18 protein-coding genes are annotated in these 21,300 nt (G+C 64.1%); 8 read left to right on the forward strand and 10 right to left on the reverse strand.

The genetic code is table 11. From position 1 onward, the window contains the following. Positions 1 to 254 precede the first annotated feature (254 nt). The 3 genes from FJ430_RS05785 (at position 255) to FJ430_RS05795 (ending at position 4,522) form a co-directional block, all read left to right on the forward strand. Positions 255 to 1,124 carry a transglutaminase-like domain-containing protein gene (locus FJ430_RS05785; protein WP_140704368.1) on the forward strand — a complete coding sequence of 290 codons (870 nt, stop codon included), beginning with the start codon at positions 255 to 257 and terminating at the stop codon, positions 1,122 to 1,124. Positions 1,125 to 1,458: 334 nt separating this feature from the next. Beyond that, positions 1,459 to 2,820 carry a pilus assembly protein gene (locus tag FJ430_RS05790; RefSeq protein ID WP_140704371.1) on the forward strand — a complete coding sequence of 454 codons (1,362 nt, stop codon included), beginning with the start codon at positions 1,459 to 1,461 and terminating at the stop codon, positions 2,818 to 2,820. A gap of 433 nt (positions 2,821 to 3,253) precedes the next feature. Further along, a complete protein-coding gene (locus FJ430_RS05795; RefSeq protein WP_140704374.1) occupies positions 3,254 to 4,522 on the forward strand; it encodes an SAM-dependent methyltransferase in 1,269 nt (422 codons plus the stop codon). 12 nt (positions 4,523 to 4,534) lie between these two features. On the opposite strand, the gene FJ430_RS05800 is transcribed toward FJ430_RS05795, so the two are convergent. Beyond that, on the reverse strand, positions 4,535 to 5,296 hold the full coding sequence (locus tag FJ430_RS05800; protein ID WP_140704376.1) for an MOSC domain-containing protein: 762 nt from the start codon (positions 5,294 to 5,296) through the stop codon (positions 4,535 to 4,537). After that, positions 5,296 to 7,251: an acetate--CoA ligase gene (gene acs, locus FJ430_RS05805; RefSeq protein WP_140704378.1), complete on the reverse strand. Its 1,956-nt coding sequence runs from the start codon at positions 7,249 to 7,251 to the stop codon at positions 5,296 to 5,298. The genes FJ430_RS05800 and acs overlap by 1 nt, the downstream gene beginning before the upstream one ends. Before the next feature lie 304 nt (positions 7,252 to 7,555). Here acs and FJ430_RS05810 point away from each other — a divergent pair, with 304 nt between their 5' ends. After that, on the forward strand, positions 7,556 to 7,828 hold the full coding sequence (locus FJ430_RS05810) for an usg protein (RefSeq protein ID WP_140646989.1): 273 nt from the start codon (positions 7,556 to 7,558) through the stop codon (positions 7,826 to 7,828). Positions 7,829 to 8,126: 298 nt separating this feature from the next. On the opposite strand, the gene FJ430_RS05815 is transcribed toward FJ430_RS05810, so the two are convergent. Together FJ430_RS05815 and FJ430_RS05820 are read right to left on the reverse strand one after the other, a co-directional pair. Continuing rightward, complete coding sequence (locus FJ430_RS05815; protein ID WP_140704380.1) at positions 8,127 to 9,161, reverse strand: aldo/keto reductase; 1,035 nt, start codon at positions 9,159 to 9,161, stop codon at positions 8,127 to 8,129. Positions 9,162 to 9,201: 40 nt separating this feature from the next. After that, positions 9,202 to 10,389, reverse strand: coding sequence for an MFS transporter (locus tag FJ430_RS05820; protein WP_140704382.1), 1,188 nt, complete (start codon positions 10,387 to 10,389; stop codon positions 9,202 to 9,204). 121 nt (positions 10,390 to 10,510) lie between these two features. On the opposite strand from FJ430_RS05820, the gene FJ430_RS05825 reads away from it, so the two are divergent. Further along, positions 10,511 to 11,416 (forward strand): LysR family transcriptional regulator, encoded by a 906-nt coding sequence (locus FJ430_RS05825; RefSeq protein WP_140704384.1) that lies wholly within the window; start codon positions 10,511 to 10,513, stop codon positions 11,414 to 11,416. Between the two features lie 63 nt (positions 11,417 to 11,479). On the opposite strand, the gene FJ430_RS05830 is transcribed toward FJ430_RS05825, so the two are convergent. The 3 genes from FJ430_RS05830 to FJ430_RS05840 all read right to left on the reverse strand — a co-directional run bounded on the left by FJ430_RS05830 (position 11,480) and on the right by FJ430_RS05840 (position 13,865). Continuing rightward, complete coding sequence (locus tag FJ430_RS05830) at positions 11,480 to 12,529, reverse strand: aldo/keto reductase (RefSeq protein WP_140704386.1); 1,050 nt, start codon at positions 12,527 to 12,529, stop codon at positions 11,480 to 11,482. A 134-nt stretch (positions 12,530 to 12,663) separates the two neighbouring features. After that, complete coding sequence (locus FJ430_RS05835) at positions 12,664 to 13,068, reverse strand: hypothetical protein (protein WP_140704388.1); 405 nt, start codon at positions 13,066 to 13,068, stop codon at positions 12,664 to 12,666. Between the two features lie 134 nt (positions 13,069 to 13,202). Further along, on the reverse strand, positions 13,203 to 13,865 hold the full coding sequence (locus tag FJ430_RS05840) for a YggS family pyridoxal phosphate-dependent enzyme (RefSeq protein ID WP_140704390.1): 663 nt from the start codon (positions 13,863 to 13,865) through the stop codon (positions 13,203 to 13,205). Between the two features lie 290 nt (positions 13,866 to 14,155). Here FJ430_RS05840 and leuS point away from each other — a divergent pair, with 290 nt between their 5' ends. Continuing rightward, on the forward strand, positions 14,156 to 16,783 hold the full coding sequence (leuS, locus tag FJ430_RS05845; RefSeq protein WP_140704392.1) for a leucine--tRNA ligase: 2,628 nt from the start codon (positions 14,156 to 14,158) through the stop codon (positions 16,781 to 16,783). Beyond that, entirely contained in the window at positions 16,770 to 17,351 is a 582-nt protein-coding gene (lptE, locus tag FJ430_RS05850; protein WP_140646467.1) for an LPS assembly lipoprotein LptE, read from the forward strand. The genes leuS and lptE overlap by 14 nt, the downstream gene beginning before the upstream one ends. A gap of 253 nt (positions 17,352 to 17,604) precedes the next feature. On the opposite strand, the gene fsa is transcribed toward lptE, so the two are convergent. Further along, positions 17,605 to 18,261 carry a fructose-6-phosphate aldolase gene (gene fsa / locus FJ430_RS05855; RefSeq protein ID WP_140704394.1) on the reverse strand — a complete coding sequence of 219 codons (657 nt, stop codon included), beginning with the start codon at positions 18,259 to 18,261 and terminating at the stop codon, positions 17,605 to 17,607. Between the two features lie 90 nt (positions 18,262 to 18,351). Here fsa and FJ430_RS05860 point away from each other — a divergent pair, with 90 nt between their 5' ends. Further along, positions 18,352 to 20,535: a primosomal protein N' gene (locus FJ430_RS05860; RefSeq protein ID WP_140704396.1), complete on the forward strand. Its 2,184-nt coding sequence runs from the start codon at positions 18,352 to 18,354 to the stop codon at positions 20,533 to 20,535. Between the two features lie 11 nt (positions 20,536 to 20,546). On the opposite strand, the gene FJ430_RS05865 is transcribed toward FJ430_RS05860, so the two are convergent. Together FJ430_RS05865 and FJ430_RS05870 are read right to left on the reverse strand one after the other, a co-directional pair. Beyond that, entirely contained in the window at positions 20,547 to 21,002 is a 456-nt protein-coding gene (locus FJ430_RS05865; protein WP_140646471.1) for a type II toxin-antitoxin system VapC family toxin, read from the reverse strand. Continuing rightward, a complete protein-coding gene (locus tag FJ430_RS05870) occupies positions 20,999 to 21,241 on the reverse strand; it encodes a type II toxin-antitoxin system Phd/YefM family antitoxin (RefSeq protein WP_140646473.1) in 243 nt (80 codons plus the stop codon). Before FJ430_RS05870 ends, FJ430_RS05865 begins: the two co-directional genes overlap by 4 nt. Positions 21,242 to 21,300: the final 59 nt, after the last annotated feature.

A 21,300-nucleotide genomic window follows, 5' to 3' on the forward strand; every position in this document is an offset into this window, starting at 1 on the left:
AATCGTTTTGGGGGAGGGGCGAAACGCGAAGCGCAGTTTAGACCGGGCAGGACCGCCTGAGAAGGGAGCAGGTCAGCGTTGATAGAACGCTGACCTGCTCCCACTCCTTGTTTTTACGCAATTGCGGACGGAAGACCGCCGCGCACTTTTCCTGAATTGCTCCAGACGCCGCCATTTCGACTCTGCGCCGGAACCAGCTCCGGCTCGCGGCGTTGAACAGGCAGTCTTTCCAAAATCACGAAGGGGGGCATGCGATGCTGATCCGGCTCGGCTATGAAATCGCCATCGAATGCGCGGCGGCGACGCCGATCATCTCGCTTCTCGACATCCATGCCGAACGGCATGCCGACATCAAGCGGCAGACGCGGGTTCTGACCTCGCCCTCGGTGCCGACCAGGACCTATCGCGACCGCCACGGCAATATCTGCCGTCGCTTCACGGCGCCCGCCGGAAGCTTCCGCATCCTCTACGATGCGGCGATCGAGGACAGCGGCGAGACCGACGAAGTCAATACATTGGCGCGCGAAACGCCGGTCGCGGAACTGCCCGACGACGTGCTGGTCTATCTGCTCGGCAGCCGCTACTGCGAGACCGACCACCTCAGCGACATCGCCTGGCAGCTTTTCGGCCATTTGCCGCCTGGCTGGGCGCGGGTGCAGGCGATCGTCGATTATGTCAACAGCAGGCTTTCCTTCGGCTACGGCTATGCGCGCGCCACGCGCACGGCGGCCCAGGCGCATGAGGAGCGCGTCGGCGTGTGCCGCGACTTCGCGCATCTGGCGATCGCGCTTTGCCGATGCATCAACATTCCGGCCCGCTACGTGAACGGCTATCTCGGCGATATCGGCGTGCCGGCCGATCCGGCACCGATGGACTTCTCGGCCTGGATGGAAGTTTTTCTCGACGGCAAATGGTACACGTTCGATCCGCGCCACAACTGCCCGCGCATCGGCCGCGTCGTTATTGCGCGCGGCCGCGACGCCACCGACGTGCCGCTGCTGCACAGTTTCGGTCCGCACCAGCTCAGCCTGTTCAAGGTCTGGACCTACGAGCAGGAAGGCAACCGCTTCAATCCTCCGCATCATGGCATCGATCGGACGGTCAGCGCGCAGATGCTCCTTTGATATTCAGGTGATGCCGGCCTGACCTCTATCTCAACAGGCCCTGCGCTGCGCCTGTTTCATGGCTGCCGCTGACCCGCTTCGGCACAGTTCGATTGTGCCGAAGAGAGAACGACCGCGACAGCCTTCGAGATCATGGTAAGCACTTCATGAAGGTCGCTTGGCCAGCGTATTTTCGTTTACTTCCCGTTCACTCTAGTATTTGCCGAAACCCAGCAAAAACAATGGATTAACCTGCCGTTAAGCGTCTTTCGGCGGCCGACGGCCGGATCTGGCCGAAATCCTGCAGCGCCTTTGTCGCGCGGCACGGGTGCCGCAAACAGTGGAGGCGGAAGAGATGCGGCAGTTCAGAGGTGTCGTTCGTGGGGTGGACGGCTTTACCCGCAATCGCGAAGGCAATTTCGCGGTTCTGTTCGGAGCTGCCGCATCGGTCCTCGCGCTGGGGGTGGGATTCGCGGTCAATATCTCGCAGCTCTACAATGCGAGATCGAGCCTGCAGGGCATCGTCGACGCCGCTGTGACCTCGACGGCCCGCGATCTCACCCTCGGCGTCATCACCGAAGCCGACGCCAACAAGACGGTGCAGGCGTTCCTCGACGCCAACAGCGCGGCCGGCATCCTGCAGGCCAACCGGATCGTGCTGGACAAACTCACCGTCGACAGGACGGCCAGCACGGTGAAGGCGGATGTGCACACCGATCTCAGCCTCTATTTCCCCCTGTTCAGCATCGGCGACATGCAACGGGTGACGTCCTCGACCACGGCGCTCTATTCGGACAAGACGGTCGAGGTCGCGATGATGCTCGACGTCACCGGTTCGATGGCGGGCCAGAAGATCAAGGACCTGAGAACCGCGGCGAGCAACGCGGTCAATTCCTTCCTCACCGGCCAGAACGCCGCCAATCCGCGGGTGCGGGTGGCGATCGTGCCTTATGCCAATTCGGTCAATGTCGGCTCGCTCGCCGCAAGCACGGTCTTTGTCGAGACCAAGGCCAGCGAGCGCAAGCAGGCGCCCGGCAATGACGATCCGAAGTATGTCTCGGCGTCGACGCGGCCGGACAACTGCGCCACCGAGCGCAAGGGCGCCTACCAGTATTCCGATGCCGGGCCCGATGTCAGCATGGTCAACCGCGACCTCTACCTGTCCGACTTCGCCAAGCAGTCCCGCACACGAGCCTGTCCGGTCGCGTCAATACAGCCGCTGACCACGGATGCCTCGGCTCTGAACAACGTCATCAAGGACCTCGATGCCTCCGGCGGCACGGCGGGCCATATCGGCGTCCAGTGGGCCTGGTACATGCTCTCCGAAAACTGGGGCAGCGTGATGAAGGCCTCGGAACGGCCGGCGAAGATGGATCCGAAGAAGGTCGCAAAATACGTGATCCTGATGACGGATGGCGAATTCAACCTGTCCTATTTCGACGCCGACGGCCCGGATCAGGTTTATAACGACGCCGGCAAGGTTGAGACACGCACTGCTGCGACGACGCTCTGCGCGGCGATGCGCGACCAAGGCATCGAGATATTCACCATCGGCTTTGCCCTTACGGAGAAGAACGCCAAGTCGACGCTGCAATCCTGCGCCAGCCCCGATAGCGGCAACAACAAGCATTTCTATCAGGCGGCCAACGGTACCGAGCTCGACCAGGCGTTTCAGGATATCGTGCGCAACATCGACAATCTCTCAATCACCAAATAGCGGGCGCCATGTAGCGCGCCAGGTAGCTGGAAGCCTCCGCTCGATGCTCCAAACGGAAAAGGCCGCCGCTTCTTGACGAAGCCGGCGGCCTTCCGTGTTTCCGTCCATGACGCGGCTTCTGGCGGCAGCCCCATCGGGCTACCCGCCGCGCGTCTCGCGCCTTAACGGGAAGACTGCTTCCCGGAAGTGCAATCCGCAGAGCTCACGTTATGGAAAACGAAATCACTCGACATCGGATCACCTCCTTTCAGTTCGTTGAACACACTCAGATGATGGGGTGCGACGCGGCAAAAGACAAGATGACGCCACGGAATGGTCGTGCCACGAGCCGGGAAACTGCTCTTGCGGTGCTTTTGCGCAACAGATCGGGATTGCGGTCTACAGGCCGGTGGACGACAGTGCGGCTTTGGGGGCGACATAGCGGGAGGTGGGAATGGACGCCGCCGACAGAGCCGCGCGGATCGTACGCAAGGTCGTCGAAACGCTGAAGCCGGGTTTTGCGGTCCGGCTGTGGACCGGCGAGCGGATCGGACCCGCCAGCGGTCCGGTGCTTGCCATCAACGATCAGGACATCGTCTGGCAACTGGTTCGCCGGCCGACCTTCTCGACGCTGGTCGAGATGTGGATTTCCAAGACCGTCGATATCGAAGAGGGCACGCTGTTCGATTTCTATGCCCTGCCTTCGCAAGGCAAGCTCAAGACGAGGCTCAAATCCCTGCCCAAGCTGGCGATCCTGCGCGACCTGCCGGCTGTGCTGTTTTCGCGCAAGCAGATGACGGCGCGCAGCGACCTTTCCGGCCGCAAGCCTTTCGTCAGCGGATCGAACAAGGAGGCGATCCAGCACCATTACGACATTTCGAATGATTTCTACCGACTCTTCCTCGACGAGCGCATGGTCTACAGTTGCGGCTATTTCCACGATTTCGCCAATGGCATCGACCAGGCGCAAGTCGACAAGCTCGACCACATCTGCCGCAAGCTCAGGCTCGAGCCCGGCGAAAGGCTGCTCGACATCGGCTGCGGCTGGGGCGCGATGCTTATCCATGCGGCGAAGAATTACGGCGTCTTCGGCCATGGCGTCTCGCTGTCGCAAGCCCAGACCGACCTTGCCCGCGAGCGCATTCGCGCCGAGGGGCTGGAGGATCGCATCACCATCGAGATAAAATCCTATGCCGAACTCTCAGGCACGTTCGACAAGATATCGTCGATCGGCATGTTCGAGCATCTGGGGCTCGCCAATCACGACGCCTACTTCTCGACCGTCCATCGCCTGCTGAAACCCGGCGGGATCTATCTGCATCACGCCATCACCAGGCGCAGCAAGGGTGACATCCGCAAGACGCTGCGCAAGGGGCCGGAATACAAGGCCCTGATCAAATACATCTTTCCTGGCGGCGAGCTCGATACGATCGGCATGACGCTCGGCAATCTCGAGGCGCACGGCTTCCTCGTCTATGACGTGGAGAACCTGCGCGAGCATTATGCGCAAACCTGCCGCCTGTGGGCGGAGCGTCTGCATGCGCGCTTCGACGAGGCGGTCGCCGAGGTCGGCGAGCCCAAGGCGCGGCTGTGGCTGCTCTATCTGACGGGTTGCTCGATCACCTTCCAGCGCGCCTCGGCGCAGATTTTTCAGACTGTCGCCACCAGGCGCGCCCGCGGCCCGAGCGGACTGCCACCGACACGGGCGGATTTGTACAGGTAGACCCGGCCCGCTTCAGTCCATCAAGCGCATCGGCGCGCCGACTTCGATCCGCGCCGGCCGGTCGACGGTGCAGTAGACGCCGAGATTGTGGGCGTTGTGGCGCACCAGGTTGCGCAGGATGCCAGGATCGGTGTCGAAACCGTCCTGGGCGATGATGGTGAAGCCGCAGCGGCGGCAGGGCTCGGAGACGGTGAGCTCGAGATCGCCGACCGCGAGTTTCCTGCCGATCCATTCCGTCTCCGGAAAGGCGCCTTCGACCGGGTCCATATTGACGACGATGTTGGGGCGGAAGCGGCGCGGATCCGGCGTGCCCTCGGGATGCAGCGCCTTCAGCCGGGACAGCGAGGCGGTGGTGAGCAGATGGATCGGCGCCTTGGCGTAGCGGGCCTCGGTCAGCGGACCGGCATAGGAGGGCGCCGCGTTCTGCGCGCCGAACGGTCGGATCGCGGCCTCGAAGCCGAGGAAGGCGGATACGGCGCGGTCGCTTCGAGGGTCTGGCGCCGGCAGCCAGCCGCCGCCGGGCACGGCCACTTCGAGCCGCCATTCCTTGCTCATCGGGGCCTCGCTCAACCGGGTGCGGATCAGCGGCACCTTGTGCCATCTGGGCTCGCGGTCGGGCCTGGCGATCTCGCCGTCGGAAGCATCGACCAGTCCGAACAGCCGGTCGCCGTCGACGGTCTTCAGCCCGACGGAGATGGCATCCAGCCGCTCGCCGGCGAGCGAGCTCGCCGGGTAGCGCCAGAGTTGGCTGACGGTGCCGAGATCGCCGGTCATCAGCCCTTCTTGTTCTGCCGGTTGGCGACCAGGTCGTCGACCACGGCCGGATCGGCCAGCGTCGAGGTGTCGCCCAGCGCGCCGAAATCGTCCTCGGCGATCTTGCGCAGAATGCGCCGCATGATCTTGCCGGAACGGGTTTTCGGCAGGCCGGGCGCGAACTGGATCTTGTCGGGCGAAGCAATGGCGCCGATCTCTTTGCGGACATGCGCGATCAGTTCCTTGCGCAGCTCCTCGCTCGGCTCCATGCCCTTCATCAGGGTGACGTAGCTGTAGATGCCCTGGCCCTTGATGTCGTGCGGGTAGCCGACGACGGCGGCTTCCGACACTTTCTCGTGGCTCACCAGCGCCGATTCGACTTCCGCCGTGCCCATGCGGTGGCCGGAGACGTTGATGACGTCGTCGACGCGGCCGGTGATCCAGTAGTAGCCGTCCTCGTCGCGGCGGCAACCGTCGCCGGTGAAGTACTTGCCCTTGTAGGTCGAGAAATAGGTCTGCACGAAGCGGTCGTGGTCGCCATAGACGGTGCGCATCTGGCCGGGCCAGGAATCGGTGATGCAGAGATTGCCGTCGGCGGCTCCTTCGAGCACCTTGCCCTCACCGTCGACCAGCTCCGGCTTGACGCCGAAGAAGGGCCGAGTCGCCGAGCCTGCCTTGAGGTCGGTGGCGCCGGGCAGCGGCGTGATCAGGATGCCGCCGGTCTCGGTCTGCCACCATGTGTCGACGATCGGCACCTTGCCGTTGCCGACGACATTGAAATACCACTCCCAGGCTTCCGGATTGATCGGCTCGCCGACCGAGCCCAGAACGCGCAGCGATTTGCGCGAGGTCTTCTTCACATGGCTGTCGCCGGCGCCCATCAGCGCGCGCAACGCCGTCGGCGCGGTGTAGAAGATGTTGACCTTGTGCTTGTCGATGACTTCCCAGAAGCGCGACTGCGAGGGATAGTTCGGCACGCCTTCGAACATCAGCGTCGTGGCGCCGTTGGCCAAGGGCCCGTAGACGATATAGCTGTGGCCCGTCACCCAGCCGACATCAGCCGTGCACCAGTAGATGTCGCCGTCATGGTAATCGAAGACATATTGGTGCGTCATCGAGGCATAGACGAGATAGCCGGCCGTGGTGTGCAGCACGCCCTTCGGCTTGCCGGTCGAGCCGGAGGTGTAGAGGATGAAAAGCGGGTCTTCCGCCTTCATCTTCTCCGGCTTGCAGTCGGCCTTCACCGTGGCGATCTCGTCGTGGTACCAGACGTCGCGGCCGGGCGCCCAGCCGACCTTGCCGCCGGTGCGGCGTACGACGACCACGTTCTTCACCCGCACATGATGCTTGGCGGCGATTTCGATCGCCTTGTCGGTGTTCTCTTTCAGCGGGATCGGCTTGCCGCCGCGCAGGCCCTCGTCGGCGGTGATGACGAAGGTAGATTCGCAGTCGACGATGCGGCCGGCCAGCGCGTCCGGCGAGAAGCCGCCGAAGACAATCGAATGGATGGCGCCGATGCGCGTGCAGGCAAGCATCGCATAGGCGGCTTCCGGGATCATTGGCATGTAGATGGTGACGCGGTCGCCTTTCTTGACGCCGTGCTTCTTCATCACATTGGCGAGCCGGCAGACATGCGCGTGAAGCTCGTTGTAGGTGATCTTCTTGTCGTCGTAGGGGTTGTCGCCTTCCCAGATGATTGCGGTCTGGTCGCCGCGCTTCTTCAGGTGCCGGTCGATGCAATTGTAGGAGACGTTGGTCAGCCCGTCCTCGAACCACTTGATCGAGACCTTGCCGTCGAAGGAGGTGTTCTTGACCTTGGTGAAAGGCTTGAACCAGTCGATGCGCTTGCCGTGCTTGCCCCAGAACTTGTCCGGATTTTTCACGCTGTCGGCATACCATTTGAGATAGGTATCGTTGTCGATCAACGCGTTCTTCTTCCACGCCGGCTGGACGCGGTGGACATGCACATCGGACATTTTTCAGCTTTCCTCCCGAACCATTCCACCGGCTTGGGCCGCCGGCGGCATCGCGTCGAAGCGGCCGCGAATTCGCGGGCATTATTAACAGTTCCGCCGTGACGGCAATATTAGACGTTGGATTCGCGCGGCGGGATGACGCAGGGTCAAGCGCAAAGCGCTATCAGCACTCTCGCTTTACGGCTGCTAACCACCTGTTTTAAAGGCAAAAATTTTGAAAAAGCTCGAAAAAATCCATAGACAGTTAAGCAACCGTGCGCACAATTCAGCGTTGGGAGGAAGGAGAATCAACCAAGGAAACGCAATGCGCGACAATTCCGAAATGGACCTGATGCTCAAGGGGTATGGGCTGACCACGGCCAAGATCCTTTACCACTACCCGGACCACCCGCACCTACTGCAAAGCTTTGTCTGGCAGGATTACGACATAGCTCCGAAATTCCCGGTGCTGATCCGCTTCATCGAATTCTGGAAGACCAAGCTCGACGGACCGCTGCACTCGGTCACCTACACGCATCACAAGCTGATCGCGCCGAATGAATGGCGCAAGGTGGATGGGGAGTTCCTGGTACATTAGGTGCAGGTTTTATCGATCGTCAGTGATTGGCGGAAATGCCCGTCGCTTCGTCATCCACGGGCGAAGCAAGGAGCGAAGCGACGTAGCGCAGACCCGAGGATCCATTCCGTGACTTCGAAGCGTTGCGGCGATCCAGAATTCTGCTCCGCCGCGCTCTGCGATCAAGGTAACGGCATGGGTCCTCGGGTCTTCGCGACGCCGCTTCGCGGCTGCTTTGCCCGTGGATGACGAAGCTCGGAGGGCGGCAGCTAATCGCAAACGTTCACGCTCGCCCTAATAGGGACGGGTCGACACGTGGTCAAACCGCTGGCGGGTTCAGCCGGGCGAAGCCTTCCTGGCGCCGATAGGGGAAGTAAGGATAGGGCGCGGTCACGGCGCTCGCTTCATCGAGCGCCTTGATCTGCTCAGGCGTCAGCGCCCAGCCGACGGCGCCGAGATTCTGCCGCAACTGCTCCTCGTTGCGCGCGCCGATGATGACCGACGACACGGTCGGCCGCCGCAAGAGCCAGTTGATGGCGACCTGCGGCACGGTCTTGCCGGTCTCGGCGGCGACCGCTTCCAGCACATCGACCACCTTGAAAAGATGCTCGTCCTCGACCGGCGGGCCGAAGCTGGCGGTGTCGTGCAGCCGGCTCTTTTCCGGCAAGGGCTGTCCGCGGCGGATCTTGCCGGTGAGCCGGCCCCAGCCGAGCGGGCTCCATACCAGCGCGCCGACGCCCTGGTCGAGGCCGAGCGGCATCAGCTCCCACTCATAGTCGCGCCCGACCAGCGAATAGTAGACCTGATGCGCGACGTAGCGCGGGTAGCCGTGCTTTTCCGCCAGGCCGAGCGATTTCATCACCTGCCAGCCGGAGAAGTTTGAGACGCCGACATAGCGCAGCTTACCTTGGCGCACGAGGTCGTCCAGCGCCGACAGCACCTCCTCGACCGGCGTCGAGGCGTCGAAGGCATGAAGCTGCAGCAGGTCGATATAATCGGTGCCGAGGCGCTTCAGCGCCGCGTCGACGGAGCGGATCAGGCGCGAGCGCGACGAACCCCAGTCGGCCGGGCCGTCGCCCATCGGCAGGGACGTCTTGGTCGAGATCAGCACCGCGTCGCGGCGGCCCTTGATGGCCTCGCCAAGCACCTCCTCGGAGGCGCCGTTCGAATAGACATCGGCCGTGTCGAAGAGATTGACGCCTGCCTCCAGGCAGATGTCGACCAGCCGTCGCGCCTCCTTGGCGTCGCTGTTGCCCCAGTGGCCGAAGAGCGGGCCGGAGCCGCCGAAGGTACCGGCGCCGAAGGAAAGCGCCGGCACTTTCAGGCCGGAGGCGCCGAGAGGTCGATAGTCCATGATTTTTCTCCTTGGGATGTCGAAGGCGGAATTCGGCCGCTCAGCACTGCGCCGTGACCGGCTTGCCGATGGCGCGGCCGCGTTCGAGGCGCAGCGCCACGAGCACCACGCCGAGCGCGGCGAGCGGCATCAGGCCGGCAACGAGAGGGACGGCGCCGAGGCCGGGGCCGTGGTCGATGACGAAGCCGCCGAGCCAGGCGCCGATGGCGTTGCCGAGATTGAAGGCGGCGATGTTGAAGGAGGACGCAAGGCCCTGGCCGGCGCCCTCGGCCTTCTCCAGCACCCACATCTGCAGCGGCGCGACGGTGGCGAAGGCGGCAGCACCCAGCAGGCCGACGGCGATGATCGCCGCGACCGGCTGATGGATCGCCGCCGTCATGACGAACAGCACCGCCGACAGCGCGACCAGCGTGCCGACGACGGTCGGCACAAGGTGCCGGTCGGCGAGGCGTCCGCCGAGCAGGTTGCCCGCGACCAATCCGCCGCCGAAGACGAGCAGGATCGGCGACACCGACGCCTCGGAAAAGCCGCTGACGCGGGTCAGGATCGGCGCCAGATAGGTGAAGGCGGCAAAGACGCCGACCCAGCTCAGCACCGTGGTCAAAAGGCCGAGCAGCACCGGCCGGCGGCCGAGCACGGCGAGCGTGCCTTCGGCGCTTTCCGCCTCGTCCGCGGCGGCCGGCTCGTCGCGCGGCACCAGCAATGCGATCACGGCGAAGGCGACGACGCCGACCAGCGTGACGGCGAGGAAGGTGGAGCGCCAGCCATAGGCCTGGCCGAGCCAGGTGCCGAACGGCACGCCGAGGATGTTGGCGACGGTGAGGCCGGTGAACATCAGCGCGATGGCCGAAGCCTTCCTGTTGGGCGCGACGAGGCTGGTCGCGACGACCGAGCCGACGCCGAAGAAGGAAGCGTGGGCGAAGGCGGTCAGCACACGCGCCGCCATCAGCGTCCAGTAGTCGGGCGCCAGCGCACAGGCGAGGTTGCCGACGGTGAAGACAACCATCAGGGCAAGCAGCAAGGTCTTGCGCGGCAGGCGTCCAGTCAAGGCGCCAAGCAGCGGCGCGCCGACGACGACGCCCAGCGCATAGCCGGAAATAAGCAGGCCCGCGGCCGAGATCGAGACGCCGAGATCGGCGCTGACATCGAGCAGCAGGCCCATGATGACGAATTCGGTGACGCCGATGCCGAAGGCGCCGGCGGTGAGGGCATAAAGAGCAAGAGGCATGGCTGCGGTCCGGTTGATCAGGAAGGGACGCTCAGTCCCGCGCCCCGGGCGGAAGATCGTGATCCGCCAAGCTGTGAACCAGCCTTGCATCAGGCATATTTTCTGTGAAATAGATTCACGAATGGCGAGGCCCGAGATCAACCGCTCCGGCGAGATCGAAGTGTTCGTCCGCGTCGTCGAGGCGGGCAGCTTCTCGGCCGCGGCGCGGGCGCTGCGGATGACGCCCTCGGCGGTGAGCAAGCTGATCGCGCGGCTTGAGGCGCGGCTTGGCGCACGGCTCATCAGCCGCTCGACACGCAAGCTGCAGCTGACGCCGGAAGGCGCTGCCTTCCATGATAGCGGCCTGCGCATCCTCGCCGATCTCGACTCGGCCGAGCGCGAAGCGGCGGCGGGTGCAGCGCCGCGAGGCCGGCTTAGGGTCAATTCCTATGTGCCGTTCGGCCAGCACCGGCTGATGCCGTTGTTGCCGCGCTTCCTGGAGAATTATCCCGAGATTTTCGTCGAAGCCGTGCTGACCGACAGTGTGATCGATCTTCTGGAAGAGCGCGCCGATGTCGCTATCCGCGCCGGGCCGCTACGCGAGTCACGCCTGGTTGCGCGCAAGCTTGGCCAGAGCCGGATGGTCCTGGTCGCGTCGCCTGCGTATCTTGAAGCACGCGGCACGCCACGCGCATTGTCCGACCTCGCTCGCCACAACATGCTGGCCTTCGGCTTCGCCAGGCATATCGAGGGCTGGCCCTTTGTCGATGCGACAGGCAAATCGATCATCATGCCGATTGTCGGAAACATGTCGCTCACCGACGGCGAAGCGATGCGGCGAACGACGCTGGCAGGAGCCGGCATAGCGCGGCTGGCGCGCTGGCATGTCGAGCCCGACATTGCCGCCGGACTGCTCGTGCCGTTGCTCGAGGAGTTCAATCCTGGCGACGAGGAGCCGACACATGCCGTCTATGTCGGTCATGGCAAGCATCTGCCGGCGCGGGTGCGGGCTTTCCTCGACTTTCTCGCGGAGACCGTTCGTCTCTGAAACGGAAAAGCCGCGCGTCCAAGGACACGCGGCTCCCGAAGGATGTCGGCTTGCGAAGACGGATTACGCCTTCGGCACGAACGGCGCCGGGCGCCGGCCGGCGCCTTGCCGCTCCAGCATCCAGCCGGGATATTCGGCAGGCAGCGCGCTCACCTCATCGAGCCTGGCGAGGTCGTCGGTGTCGAGCTTCAGACCTGTCGCGGCGAGGTTCTGCTCGAGTTGGTCCATGCGGCTGGCGCCGATGATGACGCTCATCACGAAAGGCTTTGCCAGGACATAGCCAAGCGCCACGGTGGCGACGCCGACATCGTGTTTTTTGGCAACCTCGCGCATGCCGGCGACCGCCGCCCAGGCGCGGTCCTCGTTGACCGGCGGGAAGTTGAACGAAGCGCGGCGGCCCTCGCCATTGCCCGGCGCGTCGGGACCGTATTTGCCGGAGAGCAGTCCGCCGGCCATCGGCGACCAGACCATCAGGCCGAGCTTCTCTTCGTTGATGAGCGGCACGATCTCGCGTTCGAGATCGCGGCCGGCAATCGAGTAATAGGATTGGATCGTCTCGAAGCGGGCAAAACCCTTGCGCTCCGCGATGCCCAGCGCCTTGGAGATACGCCAGGCCTGCCAGTTGGAGACGCCGACATAGCGGACCTTGCCGCTGGCGACGAGATCGTCGAGCGCGCGCAGCGTCTCGTCGATCGGCGTCACCGTGTCGGTGCCATGCAGCTGGTAGAGGTCGATATGATCGGTCTGCAGCCGCTCCAGGCTGCGGTCGACCGAATCCATGATGTGGCCGCGCGATGAGCCGCGCTCGTTGGGCCCGTTGCCCATGGCGCCATGCACCTTGGTGGCGATGATGACGTCCGAACGCTTGACGCCGAGGTCCTTGAGCGACTGTCCAAGCAGCTGCTCGGACTGGCCGAATGAATAGACGTCGGCCGTATCGAAGAAATTGACGCCGGCGGCGATCGAGCGGCCGACGATTTCGTTGACGCCCTTCTGGTCGAGGCTGGCGATCAGGCCCCATTGGGCATTCTGGCCGGCGGCGCCGAAGGTCATGGTGCCGAGGCAGAGTTCGGAAACGAACAGGCCGGTGTTGCCAAGTTGGTTATAGCGCATGGTGAGCTTTCCCCGAGAAAAGGATTGAATGACATCGGGGAAATAGGAACGGACCGTTTCGTTTCAAGCGCGGGCGCAAAGAATATCGTCCGGTTGGCGGGCCGGTAACGAGATCGTGACGATTGCCAGGGCGCTCAGCTTTCAACCAAAGCGAGGATCGCGAAGGCAGTCATGCCGAATGCGACGGCGGCAAGGGGCAGCAGGATTTCGATCGTCGCCGTGCTGGCCTTCATCGGGCTCTCGCCGGTGTCGAAATCGCCTGCCAACCAGTCGGCGAGCGTCGTGGGTCTGCCGGCAGCGCTGATCCGGTGATGGCGCCAGACACGGCCGGCGATGGCCGGCAGCACGACCGACATGACGATGAATCCAGTTACGACGAACAGCAAATAGTCGTCGTCGCCGCTGCCCGCGAAGCCGATCCAGGCCGACAATGCATAGCAGGCCGCAAGTCCAATCATGGCGAAATAGACCCAGCGGTGCAGTCCGCGGGAGACTTGTCGGTTTTGCATGGTGTGCTGACTGTGGCGTTTGGCGGTCATAGGGACCTCCTTTGCTATGAAAGGAGCCACTTGCTTCCTGTGCACGGAGCTAGCGCCAGGATTCTAGGCGACAATGCGGTGGTGTGACGCGGCCGGCCCAAGGAAAGGCCTACGCTTCCCAGAGGCGCTCCTTGCTACCGGCTGCCGAAGATCGCCGAGCCGACCCTGACGCTGGTCGCGCCGAAGGCGACGGCGGTTTCGTAGTCGCCGGACATGCCCATCGAAAGCTTCGCGACACCCGCTTCGCGAGCGAGCTTCTCCAGCAGCGCGAAATGCGGGCCAGGATTCTCATCGGCGGGCGGGATGCACATCAGGCCTTCGATGGCGAGGCCGTGCACGTCGCGGCAGCGCTTGACGAAGGCGACCGCGTCGCGCGGCTCGATGCCGGCCTTTTGTGGCTCGGAGCCGGTATTGACCTGGACGTACAGCTTCGGCGCGCGGCCTTGCCTGGCGATCTCCTTGGCAAGCTCCGCGGCGATCTTCTCGCGATCGACGGTCTCGATGACGTCGAAGAGAGCGACGGCTTCCTTGGCCTTGTTGGACTGCAGCGGGCCGATCAGATGCAGCTCCAGACCGGCAAATGCCTCTCTCAGCGCCGGCCATTTTCCCTGCGCTTCCTGCACGCGGTTCTCGCCGAAGACCCGGTGGCCTGCCTTGATGACGGGGCGGATGTCCTCGGCCGCGAAGGTCTTCGACACCACCACGAGCGTGACGGCGCCGGGCGGGCGCTTCGCCTCGCGTTCGGCGCTCGCGATCCTCGCCTTGACCGCGTGAAGCTGCTCTACGGCGCTCGTCATGCCACTATCGTGCCCATAGTTTTAAAGCTCGCGCCGGCTCGCCGCAGTTGACGGGTCCGGCAATCCATGGTGAACACCGCGACGACATTGTCTCGGCTGCCGGCCCAGGCGTGTCGATATTCAGGTGATGCCGGCCTGCAAATGCCGGTTTCCTGCGCTTCCGGTGCTCACGTACTTTAAGTACGCTCCGCTCCGGTTCTCGGAACCCGCCATTTTCGGCTCGGCCTGACCTGAATATCAACACGCCTTGATCCAGCACCGCGCACCTGCTTTTAAGTGAAAAACATCCGATGGCAACCGAACGTTATAATCCGCGCACCTCAGAGCCCAAATGGCAGAAGGCCTGGGCCGAAAAGAAGCTGTTCGAGGCCCGCAACGACGACCCGAAGCCGAAATATTACGTGCTCGAGATGTTCCCCTATCCGTCGGGCAAGATCCATATCGGCCACACCCGCAACTACACGATGGGCGACGTGGTGGCGCGCTACAAGCGCGCCAAGGGTTTCAACGTGCTGCACCCAATGGGCTGGGATGCGTTCGGCATGCCGGCCGAAAACGCCGCCATGCAAAACAAGGTCCACCCCAAGGACTGGACCTATGAAAACATCGCGGTCATGCGCGAGCAGCTCAAGATGATGGGCCTGTCGCTCGACTGGGCGCGCGAGTTCGCAACCTGCGATGTCGATTACTACCACCGCCAGCAGATGCTGTTCCTCGACTTCATCGAGAAGGGGCTGGTGACGCGCAAATCCTCCAAGGTCAACTGGGACCCGGAGGACATGACCGTGCTCGCCAACGAGCAGGTCATCGACGGCCGCGGCTGGCGCTCGGGCGCGCTGGTTGAGCAGCGCGAGCTGACGCAGTGGTTCTTCAAGATCACCGACTTCGCGCAGGACCTGCTTGACTCGCTCAACGGGCTCGAAGAGTGGCCGGAAAAGGTCAAGCTGATGCAGCACAACTGGATCGGCCGCTCGGAAGGGCTGCTGATCCGGTGGCCGCTGGCGGCGCCGGTCGGCGACACGAACGAACTGGAAGTATACACGACCCGGCCCGACACCATCTTCGGCGCCTCCTTCATGGCGGTCGCCGCCGACCATCCGCTGGCGAGAAAAGCCGCCGAGACCAATGTCGAGCTGGCCAAGTTCATCGACGAGGTCCGCCACATGGGCACCTCGGTGGCGGCGCTCGAGACGGCCGAGAAGAAGGGCTTCGACACCGGCATACGCGTCGTCCATCCGTTCGACGAGAACTGGACGCTGCCGGTCTATGTCGCCAATTTCGTGCTGATGGAATACGGCACCGGCGCCATTTTCGGCTGCCCGTCGGGCGACCAGCGCGACCTCGACTTCGCCAACAAATACGGCCTGCCGGTGATCCCGGTGGTGATGCCGGAAGACGCCGACGCAAAGACCTTCCAGATCATCGAGGAGGCCTATGTCGACGACGGCGTGATGATCAATTCGCGCTTCCTCGACGGCATGAAGCCGCAGAAGGCTTTCAACGAAGTCGCGAAGCTGTTGGAAGAAAAGACGATCGGCGGCCGGCCGATGGCGGAACGCAAGGTGAATTTCCGCCTGCGCGACTGGGGCATCTCGCGCCAGCGCTACTGGGGCTGTCCGATCCCGATGATCCATTGCGAGCATTGCGGCGTCGTGCCGGTGCCGAAGGCCGACCTGCCGGTGAAGCTGCCCGACGACATCGAGTTCGACCGTCCGGGCAATCCGCTCGACCGGCACCCGACCTGGCGGCATGTGAAATGTCCGCAATGCGGTCGCGATGCGCGGCGCGAGACCGACACGATGGACACCTTCGTCGATTCGTCCTGGTATTTCGCGCGCTTCACCGCGCCCTGGGCGAACGAGCCGACCGAGCCGAAAGCGGCCGACGAATGGCTGGCGGTCGACCAATATATCGGCGGCATCGAGCACGCGATCCTGCATCTGCTCTATTCGCGCTTCTTCACCCGCGCCATGCGCGAGACCGGTCACCTCGATCTGGCCGAGCCGTTCAAGGGCCTGTTCACGCAAGGCATGGTCGTGCACGAGACCTACCGCGTCGGCGGCCCGTCCAACAACGGACGCTGGCTGTCACCAAGCGAGGTCAGGCTCGAGGACGTGGGCGGCAAGCGCCGCGCCGTCGAGATCGCCACCGGCGAGGAGGCGACGGTCGGCGCGCTGGAGAAGATGTCGAAGTCGAAGAAGAACACGGTGAGCCCGGAAGAGATCACCGACGGCTACGGCGCCGACACCGCGCGCTGGTTCATGCTGTCGGACTCGCCGCCGGAGCGCGACGTCGAATGGACCGACGACGGTGCGGCCGGCGCGCACCGCTTCGTGCAGCGCGTCTGGCGCCTGGTGCAGATCGCGGCCGAGCAGCTTGCCGGTGTGAAACCGGCGGCGGCGACGGATGGCGAGGCGGGCGCCGTGTCCAAGGCCGCGCACAAGATCCTGAAGGCGGTCGGCGAGGATATCGAGAAGCTCGGCTTCAATCGGGCGATCGCGCGTATCTACGAGCTGGCCAACGCGCTGGCGACGCCGCTCGCCGACGTTGCCGAGGGCAAGGCCGATGCCGCGCTGAAAGGCGCCTGCCGCGAAGCGGTGGAGATCCTGGTGCACATCGTCGCGCCCGTCATGCCGCATCTGGCCGAAGAGTGCTGGCAGGAGCTCGGCGGCGCCGAGATGGTCGCCGAACGGCCCTGGCCGGTCTACGATCCTGCTCTGGTCGTCGACAACGAGATCGTGCTGCCGGTACAGGTCAACGGCAAGAAGCGGGGGGATTTGACAATTGCCCGCGACGCGGATCAAGGTGCCGTCGAAAAAGCGGTGCTGGCCCTCGACTTCGTGCAAAAAGCACTGGAAGGTAAGGCCCCGCGCAAGGTGATCATCGTGCCGCAGAGAATCGTCAATGTCGTTGCCTGATCCGGTGAAGTCAGAAGCGGCCCGCCTGCGCGGCCGCTTGGCGGTCTGCGGCATGGTCGCCGCGCTCGCGCTGGTCTCGGCCTGCACCGTGCGGCCGCTCTATTCCAACCAGCCGCTGTCGCCCGGATCGCGGCTCAGCGCGTCCGCCGAGCTCGGCTCGATCTCGATCAAGCCGGTCAATACCCGCTACGCGCAGCAGGTGCGCAACAATTTGATCTTCGCCTTCGGGCAAGGCTCGGGCGAGCCGGCCTCGCCGGCCTACACGCTCGATCTCGGCGTCACCGAGCTCGTCGAATCGGCGGCCATCGTGCAGGTGCAGACCCAGGAAGACGAGCCGACGGCGGGCACGGTCACGCTGACCGCCAATTACGTGCTGCGGGACACCGCGACCAACACGGTGATTGCCGTCGGCAAGCGCTCTATCCCGTCGTCCTTCGACCGGCCGCGCCAGGAATTCGCAGCCTACCGCGCGCAGATCGACGCGGAGAACCGCGCCGCGCGCGAATTGGCCGACCTTCTGCGGCTGTCGATCGCGCAGGACCTAGCCAAGCACGGCAAAAGGGCCTAGTTCCTCGTCGGGGATTGGCTGAAGCCTTCCGAACTTCGTCATCCTCGGGTCTGCGCGCGTCGCTTCGCTCCTTGCCGCCCGTGGATGACGATCGCGATAGGCGTCCCGGCCAATCGCCAAGGCATGTGACTTGCCAAGGCATAGACACTTTGCCACGAAAAAGGCCGGTTGCCCGGCCTTCTTCGCTACTTTTTGCCTTGCGCAATTCCCAGACGGAAAATCGTTACATACTTTTCCTGGAACTGCTCCGGCCTCAGCCGATCTTCTGGCCGGTCTTGGCCCAATCGGCGAGGAAGGCCGCGAGGCCCTTGTCGGTCAGCGGGTGATTGACCAGCGCCTTCAGCGTCGCCGGCGGCGCGGTGACGATATCGGCGCCGATCAGGGCGGCCTGCTTGACGTGGTTCACCGTGCGCACCGAGGCGGTCAGGATCTCGGTCTTGAAGTCGTAATTGTCGTAGATGGTGCGGATTTCCGAGATCAGCTCCATGCCGTCCGAGCCGGTGTCGTCGATGCGGCCGACGAAGGGCGAGATGAAGGAGGCGCCAGCCTTGGCGGCCAGCAATGCCTGGTTGGCCGAGAAGCAGAGCGTCACGTTGACCATGCGGTTCATCTCGGTGCGGATGGTCTTGCAGGCCTTCAGGCCGTCCAGCGTCAGCGGCACCTTGATGGCGATATTCGGCGCGATCTTGGCCAGCACTTCGGCCTCGGCCATCATGTCCTTGTACACAGTCGCCACGACCTCGGCCGAGACCGGGCCTTCGACGATGTCGCAGATCTGCTTGGTGACGTCGATGATCTTGCCACCCGATTTCAGGATCAGCGACGGGTTGGTGGTGACGCCGTCGAGCAGCCCAAGATCGTTGAGCTCCTTGATTTCCTTGATGTCAGCGGTGTCGACAAAAAATTTCATGGCGGTCTCCTTGGGGATTGCCGGGCGCCAGCCAGGCAGATGCGAGGGTCCCCTTTGATCTAGCCCAAAGTCAGGGCAAGGTCACGCCTGATGATGGAAGATTCGCCCTTTGTCGCAGCCGCGCCCGTGCTGGTGCCGATGCCGGCCGAACGGCCCTACACCTATGCCGTGCCGCCGGGCATGCGCGTGGTGCCGGGCTCGATCGTGCGCGTGCCGCTCGGGCCGCGCCAAGTCGCGGGCATCGTCTGGGACGGCGCCGTCGAAACCGTCGATGCGAAGAAACTGCGGCCGATCGAGGAGGTGTTCGACTGCCCGCCGATCGATAGGGCGATGCGCCGCTTCGTCGACTGGATCGCGCAATACACGCTGTCGGCTCCCGGCATGGTGGCGCGCATGCTGCTCAGGGCCCCCGAGGCTTTCGACCCGGAGCCGTGGATCGAAGGGCTGCAGCGCACGCTGGCCGAACCGGACCGGTTGACGGATGCGCGCCGGCGCGTGCTGGAGACGGCCGAGGGCGGACTTGCCTGGACGCGCTCGGGGCTGGCGCATGCCGCGGGCGTGTCCTCGACCGTCATCGACGGGTTGCGGGCACAGGGCGTGTTCGAGACGGTGATGATCCCGCCGCGTCCGGTGGTGGCGGCGCCTGATACCAGCCATGCCGTGCCGGAGCTGATGCCGGACCAGAATGTCGCGGCGGAGAAGCTGCGCACGGCAATCGCGGCCGATGCTTTCAATGTCACCCTTCTCGACGGCGTCACAGGATCGGGCAAGACGGAAGTCTATTTCGAGGCGGTGGCGGCTGCGCTCGACAAGGGCAGGCAGGTGCTGATCCTTTTGCCGGAAATCGCGCTGACGCATGCGTTCCTCGAACGTTTCCAGGACCGGTTCGGCGCCAAGCCGGCGGAGTGGCACTCCGACCTGCCGCCCCGGATGCGCGAACGTGTCTGGCGGCAGGTTGCGGAAGGCGGCGTGCGCGTCGTCGCCGGCGCGCGCTCGGCGCTGTTCCTGCCGTTCAAGGAACTCGGCCTGATCGTCGTCGACGAGGAGCATGACCCGGCCTACAAGCAGGAAGACCGCGTCTTCTACAATGCGCGCGACATGGCGGTGGTGCGCGGCCATATCGGTGCTTTCCCGGTCGTGCTCGCCTCGGCGACGCCGTCGGTGGAAAGCCGGGTCAACGCCGGCCAGGGCCGCTACGGCCGGGCGGTGCTGTCGTCGCGCTTCGCCGAGGCGGCGCTCCCCGACCTGAAGTCGATCGACATGCGGCGCTCGCCGCCGGCGCGCGGCGGTTTCCTGTCGCCGGTCTTGCTGGAGCAGATGCAGCGCACGCTGGAGAGGAAGGAGCAGTCGCTGCTCTTCCTCAACCGGCGCGGCTATGCGCCGCTGACGCTCTGCCGGGTCTGCGGTCATCGCTTCGGCTGCCCGGTCTGCTCGGCGTGGCTGGTCGAGCACCGGTTTCGCGGCCAACTCGTCTGCCATCATTGCGGCCATAATGAGCGGCGGCCCGAGGCCTGCCCGGAATGCGGCACGCTCGACCATCTGGTGGCCTGCGGCCCCGGCGTCGAGCGCATCGCCGAGGAGGTGGTGGCGCATTTCCCCGAAGCCCGCACCATCGTGCTTTCGTCCGACCTTCTGGGCGGCGTGCGCCGTCTGCGGCTCGAACTCGAGGCCGTCGCCAATGGCGAGGCCGACATCGTCATCGGCACGCAACTCGTCGCCAAGGGTCACAATTTCCCCGGCATGACGCTGGTGGGGGTGGTGGATGCGGATCTCGGGCTCGCCAATGGCGATCCGCGCGCCGCCGAGCGCACTTTCCAGCTGCTCAGCCAGGTGACGGGGCGCGCCGGCCGCACCGGCAAGAAGAGCCTCGGCCTCTTGCAGACCTACCAGCCGGATCATCCGGTGATGCGGGCGATCGTCTCGGGCGATTCGGAAGCTTTTTACGAGCGCGAGATCACCGAGCGCGAGCGGGCGGCGCTGCCGCCTTTCGGCCGGCTCGCCGGCATCATCGTCAGCGCCGCGACACGGGGCGAGGCGGAGAGCCATGCGCGGGGGTTAAGGCGCGCGGCGCCGCAGGCTTCCGATCTCTTCGTGCTCGGGCCGGCCGAGGCGCCGCTGTCGCTGATCGGCGGTCGTCACCGCTTCCGCCTGCTCATCCAGGGCGAGCGGCGCGCCGACATGCAAGGCTTCATCCGCGCCATGCTGGCCGACGGGCCGAAGCCGCGCGGCTCGGTCAGGGTGCAGGTCGACATCGACCCGCAGAGCTTTTTGTAAGAATGGGGTGACTAATCGTCGCTCGGCGGGTCTTGCAGTATATTCCAACACCAAACACCAAGCGCCTCAAAATGCCTGATGTTTGCAGTTATCACGGTGAGCTCGTTGGTTGCCGCCGTGGCCGCGATCAATATGTCTGCTAGACCGGGATTCTTCCCTTGTGCAGAGGCTGCCTCCTCCATTTGACCCGCCCTTCGCGCTATATCGGCATTGACCTCTAGAATCTGATCAGCGAAGTCTTCAATGGTTTCATTGAGCCAGGCAGTGAGACCCTCGGCGCGTTTTGTGGCCCCGGCGCGGGCCAGCTTGCATATGCCTTTCTCGATTTCAGTGATCGCTATAACCGGTATGAAGAGTGCCTGCTTTGCACCTTGGGTCACGATCCAGGTGGCGACGTCTTTTGCAAGCGGCGGCCTTCCAGGCGCGAATGCCGATAAGATGGAAGTATCCACAAGATAGCCGCTCAAAGGTCGATATCCCGCGACGGCGACTCATTCCTTTCAAACTCGATTCCTCCCGGATAGGTCAGAAGGAATTCCCCGAAATTTCGACGCTCGACCGGATAAAGCTTTTGCAAGTCTTCGACCGAAACGATGGCGGCTGCTGGCTTACCATGCTTTGTGATGATGGTGGGCTCGCCGCCCTCCGCGGCCTCGACGAGCGCCGAGAACCCTGCCTTGGCTTCCCGAACTTGCATTGTTTTCACAGCAACCTCCTTGTGGTCTCATGTAGTCATAATATAGGAATTGCTGAGGAAAGGACAGC

This window comes from Mesorhizobium sp. B2-8-5 (genome assembly GCF_006440675.2).
In the GTDB taxonomy this organism is placed as follows: Bacteria; Pseudomonadota; Alphaproteobacteria; order Rhizobiales; family Rhizobiaceae; genus Mesorhizobium.

Excerpts from the sequence above, each read along its gene's own strand:
- FJ430_RS05785 (WP_140704368.1), top strand. The coding sequence starts at position 255 with ATGCTGATCCGGCTCGGCTATGAAATCGCCATCGAATGCGCGGCGGCG.
- FJ430_RS05810 (WP_140646989.1), top strand. The coding sequence starts at position 7,556 with ATGCGCGACAATTCCGAAATGGACCTGATGCTCAAGGGGTATGGGCTG.
- FJ430_RS05860 (WP_140704396.1), top strand. The coding sequence starts at position 18,352 with ATGATGGAAGATTCGCCCTTTGTCGCAGCCGCGCCCGTGCTGGTGCCG.
- FJ430_RS05800 (WP_140704376.1), bottom strand. The coding sequence starts at position 5,296 with ATGACCGGCGATCTCGGCACCGTCAGCCAACTCTGGCGCTACCCGGCG.
- FJ430_RS05790 (WP_140704371.1), top strand. The coding sequence starts at position 1,459 with ATGCGGCAGTTCAGAGGTGTCGTTCGTGGGGTGGACGGCTTTACCCGC.
- FJ430_RS05840 (WP_140704390.1), bottom strand. The coding sequence starts at position 13,865 with ATGACGAGCGCCGTAGAGCAGCTTCACGCGGTCAAGGCGAGGATCGCG.
- acs (WP_140704378.1), bottom strand. The coding sequence starts at position 7,251 with ATGTCCGATGTGCATGTCCACCGCGTCCAGCCGGCGTGGAAGAAGAAC.
- FJ430_RS05835 (WP_140704388.1), bottom strand. The coding sequence starts at position 13,068 with ATGACCGCCAAACGCCACAGTCAGCACACCATGCAAAACCGACAAGTC.
- FJ430_RS05830 (WP_140704386.1), bottom strand. The coding sequence starts at position 12,529 with ATGCGCTATAACCAACTTGGCAACACCGGCCTGTTCGTTTCCGAACTC.
- leuS (WP_140704392.1), top strand. The coding sequence starts at position 14,156 with ATGGCAACCGAACGTTATAATCCGCGCACCTCAGAGCCCAAATGGCAG.
- FJ430_RS05820 (WP_140704382.1), bottom strand. The coding sequence starts at position 10,389 with ATGCCTCTTGCTCTTTATGCCCTCACCGCCGGCGCCTTCGGCATCGGC.
- FJ430_RS05825 (WP_140704384.1), top strand. The coding sequence starts at position 10,511 with ATGGCGAGGCCCGAGATCAACCGCTCCGGCGAGATCGAAGTGTTCGTC.
- FJ430_RS05815 (WP_140704380.1), bottom strand. The coding sequence starts at position 9,161 with ATGGACTATCGACCTCTCGGCGCCTCCGGCCTGAAAGTGCCGGCGCTT.
- FJ430_RS05795 (WP_140704374.1), top strand. The coding sequence starts at position 3,254 with ATGGACGCCGCCGACAGAGCCGCGCGGATCGTACGCAAGGTCGTCGAA.
- fsa (WP_140704394.1), bottom strand. The coding sequence starts at position 18,261 with ATGAAATTTTTTGTCGACACCGCTGACATCAAGGAAATCAAGGAGCTC.
- lptE (WP_140646467.1), top strand. The coding sequence starts at position 16,770 with ATGTCGTTGCCTGATCCGGTGAAGTCAGAAGCGGCCCGCCTGCGCGGC.